This window comes from Thalassolituus sp. UBA2009 (assembly GCF_002335285.1).
GTDB classification, from domain to species: Bacteria; Pseudomonadota; Gammaproteobacteria; order Pseudomonadales; family Oceanobacteraceae; genus Venatoribacter; species Venatoribacter alkanivorans.
In genome coordinates this window covers 22,539-27,245 of sequence record NZ_DDCJ01000020.1, presented here as the reverse complement: position 1 = coordinate 27,245, position 4,707 = coordinate 22,539, and the positions used below count along the sequence as shown (strand labels likewise).

The window sequence follows — 4,707 nt, the reverse complement described above, 5'->3', positions numbered from 1 at the left end:
CAGCAGCACGCTTTTATCCGGATAATCGAAAGGGATCGGCAGCAGCGGTGACATTGACTGCTCCGTCACACTCAGTGCAACTTCTTCATCCAGCTCACGCACCAGAGCCGCCGTGACACTTTCACCGGCTTCTACTTTTCCGCCGGGAAACTCCCACAACCCGCCCTGATGTTTGTCATCCGGGCGGCGGGCAATCAGAATGTCGTGGTCATTAACGACCACGACAGCTACAGCAACATGCACCGTCTTCATCAGGAGCGGTAGTTGGCGTTGATGGTTACGTACTCGTGCGAGAAGTCACAGGTCCACAGCTCTTCGCGGAAGTCTCCGCGCGCAAGCTCAATACGGACACGGAACTCAGTCAGGGCAAAAACAGCGGCACCGGCTTCTTCGGTGTAAGACTCACAGCGGCCACCGTTTTCCACGATCTGCACGTCATCGATAAAGATCTGTACTTTCTCCAGATCAAAATCCTGTACACCGGAACGACCGACCGCAGCCAGAATACGACCCCAGTTCGCATCGGATGCAAACATCGCGGTTTTAACCAGCGGTGAGTGCGCCACGGTATAAGCTACGTCCAGCGCTTCTTTCTGGCTGGCTGCACCACCGACTTCGATGGTCACAAACTTGGTGGCCCCTTCACCGTCACGAACAATCGCCTGAGCCAGAATCTGGAAGGCTTCTTTCAGTTTGGCAAAGACCAACTGAGCTTCCGGGCTGGCAACATCATTGATCTGCACACCGGAACGGCCGGTGGCCATCAGCATGCAGGAATCGTTGGTTGAGGTATCACCATCGATGGTCACACGATTAAACGAACAATCAGCCAGCTCTTTACACCAGGACTGCAACAGCGCCTGAGAGATACCGGCATCGGTTGCGATATAACCGAGCATAGTCGCCATGTTCGGCATGATCATACCGGCACCTTTGGACATACCAGTGATGGTGACGGTTTTACCGTTAACCTCAAACTGGGTGCTGTAACCTTTTGGCAGGGTGTCAGTGGTCATGATGCCCTTGGCAGCACGGGCCCAGTTATCGGCACTGAGATTATCCAGTGCTGCCGGGATACCACGTTCAAACGCCGCCATGTTCAGCGGCTCACCAATCACGCCGGTCGAAAACGGCAGAATCTGAGCCGGCTGTACAGCAGTTGCTGCCGCCAGCATTTCGCAACTGCGGACCGCATTAGCATAGCCCTGCGGACCCGTACCGGCGTTGGCATTACCGGTATTGATAAGCAGGTAACGCGGAGCAGTATCTGCCAGATGCACTTTGCTGATCTGCACCGGCGCTGCACAGAATGCGTTGGTGGTAAATACGCCGGCAACGGTTGTTCCCTCGGCCAGCTCAATCACCACCATGTCGTCACGGTTGGCATAGCGCACATGCGCCTGTGCCACACCAAGACGAACGCCATCTACCGCTTTAAAATCTTCAAAAACCGTGAAATTAACTGCCATTTTTTTGCTTACGCCTTCCGACTTTTGCTTACGACAAAGTGCCGTGACAATGTTTGTATTTTTTACCTGAACCGCACGGGCATGGCTCGTTGCGGCCGACTTTCTTTTCATCACGCACAAAAGGTTGTGCCTGATCGTCGCCACTATCAACCTCTGGCTGACCACCTGACAGAGACTCAGCAGCTTCATGCTGATACTGCGCACGTTGTGCCTGGGCTTCCACCGCCGCACGGCGCTGTTCTTCCATAGCCCGGACTTCTTCTTCCTGACGCACTTTTACGTGGGACAGAATACGGATGGTTTCGTGCTTGATATTACGCAGCAGTTCCTGGAACAGGCCAAAGGATTCACGTTTATATTCCTGCTTTGGATTCTTCTGGCCGTAGCCACGCAGATGAATACCCTGACGCAGGTGATCCATGGTCGCCAAGTGCTCTTTCCACAGGTTATCAAGAATCTGCAGCATCACCTGCTTCTCGAACATGCGGATTGGCTCTGCACCTACGGTCGCTTCTTTTTCGTCATAGGCTTTTTGTACTGCTTCCAGAATACGCTCGCGCAGAGTTTCTTCGTACAATTTATCTTCGTTATCCAGCCACTGCTGCACCGGCAGCTCGACATCGAACTCAGCTTTCAGGTGGCTTTCAAGGCCGGCAATATCCCACTGCTCTTCCAGACTTTGTGGTGCGATATAACCATCGATGGCTTCATTAACAACGTCTTTACGGATATTGGTGATGATTTCAGAAATATCTTCCATCGCCATAATATCGTTACGCTGGTTGTAGACCACTCGACGCTGGTCGTTAGCCACATCATCGTATTCAAGCAGCTGTTTACGGATATCGAAGTTACGGCCTTCTACTTTGCGCTGAGCTTTCTCAACGGCATTGGTCACCATCTTATGCTCGATGGATTCACCGTCTTTCATACCCAGCGCCTGCATCATGCTGCGCATACGCTCAGACATGAAAATACGCATCAGGTTATCTTCCAGCGACAGGAAGAAACGGGTGGAACCTGCATCCCCCTGACGACCAGCACGACCACGCAGCTGGTTATCAATACGGCGGGATTCATGACGCTCGGTACCAATAATGTGCAGACCACCGGCTTCCAGAACAGCATCGTGGCGCTTCTGCCAGTCGGCTTTAATCGCTGCAATCTGACTGTCGGTCGGATTTTCCAGCGCCGCTGCTTCAGCTTCCCAGTTACCGCCCAGCATAATGTCGGTACCACGACCGGCCATGTTGGTGGCGATGGTCACCGCCCCCGGGCTACCGGCTTCGGCAATAATCTGTGCTTCGCGCGCGTTTTCTTTGGCGTTCAGAACATTGTGAGCAACTTTCGCCTGCGTCAGCAGATGCGAAATATATTCTGATGATTCAATAGATGCAGTACCCACCAGAACCGGACGGCCCTGTGCGGTTACTTCACGGATTTCTTCAATAACGGCATCAAATTTTTCTTTCTGAGTGGCGTAAATAACGTCGTTATAGTCGATCCGGCGAACGGCTTTATTGGTTGGAATAACCACCACATCCAGACCGTAAATCTGGTGAAATTCGAAGGCTTCAGTATCTGCAGTACCGGTCATACCGGCCAGTTTTTCGTACAGGCGGAAGTAGTTCTGGAAAGTGGTCGAAGCCAGAGTCTGACTTTCGTTCTGAATATTCACACCTTCTTTCGCTTCAACCGCCTGATGCAGACCTTCGCTCCAGCGGCGGCCTGGCATGGTACGGCCGGTGTGCTCATCAACGATGACCACCTGACCGCCCTGTACGATATAGTCGACATTTTTCTGATAAACCGCATGAGCCTTCAGCGCAGAATGCACATGGTGCAGGAGATTGAGATTGCCGGCGGCGTAAAGGCTTTCACCTTCTTTCAGAATGCCTTCGTTGGTTAACAGCTCTTCAACAAACTCATGACCTTCTTCAGTCATCTCAATAGAGCGCTGTTTTTCATCCACGAAGTAATGACCGGAAGCCGCCTCATTACCTTCATCGGCAGCCTGACCACGTTCGAGCTTAGGAATCAGCTTATTGATTTTACGGTACAGCTCAGAGCTGTCTTCCGCCGGACCAGAAATGATCAGCGGCGTACGGGCCTCATCGATCAGGATCGAATCCACCTCATCGACAATGGCAAAATACAGTTCACGCTGCGCTTTATCGGCCAGAGAGAAAGCCATATTGTCGCGCAGATAATCGAAACCAAACTCGTTGTTAGTACCGTAAACGATATCAGCTTTGTACTGTTCGCGCTTTTCCAGCGGGTTCTGCCCGGGAACAACAATACCCACACTCATACCCAGAAATTCGTACAGCGGACGCATCCACTCGGCATCACGACGGGCCAGATAGTCGTTCACGGTTACCACATGAACGCTTTTGCCGGTCAGGGCATTCAGGTAAGTCGGCAGGGTTGCCACCAGGGTTTTACCTTCACCGGTACGCATCTCAGCAATCCGGCCTTCATGCAGGGTGATACCACCGATCAGCTGAACGTCGAAATGGCGCATCCCCATAACCCGGCTGCCGGCTTCACGACACACGGCAAAAGCTTCAGGTAGCAGGGAATCCAGTGACGCACCATCGCTCAAGCGCTGGCGGAATTCCGCTGTTTTTGCTTTAAGCTGCTCATCAGAGAGGGATTTTACAGATTCTTCAAAGGCATTGATCTGGGATACCAGTTTGCCCATGCGCTTGAGTTCGCGGCTGTTTTTACTGCCAAAGACTTTACGAAAAAGGTTACCAATCATGGAATTATCATTATCCGGGAAACAAAATAAGGCGCTGGGCCAAAGTGCTAAAGGCTACTTATAACCCAGAATGATGACAAGCGTGTTGAAACAGAAAGATTACTGAGGAGTGCGGTGAATGTACGCCGCCGGGTCGACTGTGCGACCGTTTTTATACACTTCGAAGTGAACGTGAGGGCCGGTTGAACGTCCGGTACTTCCCATTAATGCAACAACATCACCCTTGCGGACAATATCGCCAAGAGCAACTTTCAGCTCTTTGCAGTGTGCATAACGGGTTTTATAGCCATTGCCGTGGTTAACTTCGACCAGATTGCCATAGCCGTAACGCGGGCCGGACCAAGTAACAACACCAGAGGCAACGGCAACGATGTCTGCGCCCATTTTGCCGGCAAAATCGACTCCGCCATGCCAGGCAAGACGCCCCGTAAACGGATCCGTACGTTTACCATAGCGAGATGACATCCAGCCTTT

4 protein-coding genes are annotated in these 4,707 nt (G+C 52.1%); all 4 read right to left on the bottom strand.

Features of this window, described 5'->3' with window-relative positions; all coding sequences use genetic code 11:
* Positions 1-252 (bottom strand): NUDIX domain-containing protein (locus tag B3P58_RS02145; protein WP_286715763.1); only part of this gene is annotated, 252 nt, incomplete at its 3' end.
* Positions 252-1,469, bottom strand: a complete 1,218-nt coding sequence (argJ, locus tag B3P58_RS02140) for a bifunctional glutamate N-acetyltransferase/amino-acid acetyltransferase ArgJ (RefSeq protein ID WP_286715761.1) — start codon at positions 1,467-1,469, stop codon at positions 252-254. The genes B3P58_RS02145 and argJ, both read right to left, overlap by 1 nt.
* Positions 1,470-1,497: 28 nt before the next feature.
* On the bottom strand, positions 1,498-4,233 hold the full coding sequence (gene secA, locus B3P58_RS02135; protein ID WP_286715759.1) for a preprotein translocase subunit SecA: 2,736 nt from the start codon (positions 4,231-4,233) through the stop codon (positions 1,498-1,500).
* A 99-nt stretch (positions 4,234-4,332) separates the two neighbouring features.
* On the bottom strand, positions 4,333-4,707 hold a 375-nt coding region (locus B3P58_RS02130; protein WP_286715757.1), incomplete at its 5' end, for a M23 family metallopeptidase.

Coding starts and splice junctions, on each gene's coding strand:
- secA (WP_286715759.1), bottom strand. CDS start 4,233: ATGATTGGTAACCTTTTTCGTAAAGTCTTTGGCAGTAAAAACAGCCGC.
- argJ (WP_286715761.1), bottom strand. CDS start 1,469: ATGGCAGTTAATTTCACGGTTTTTGAAGATTTTAAAGCGGTAGATGGC.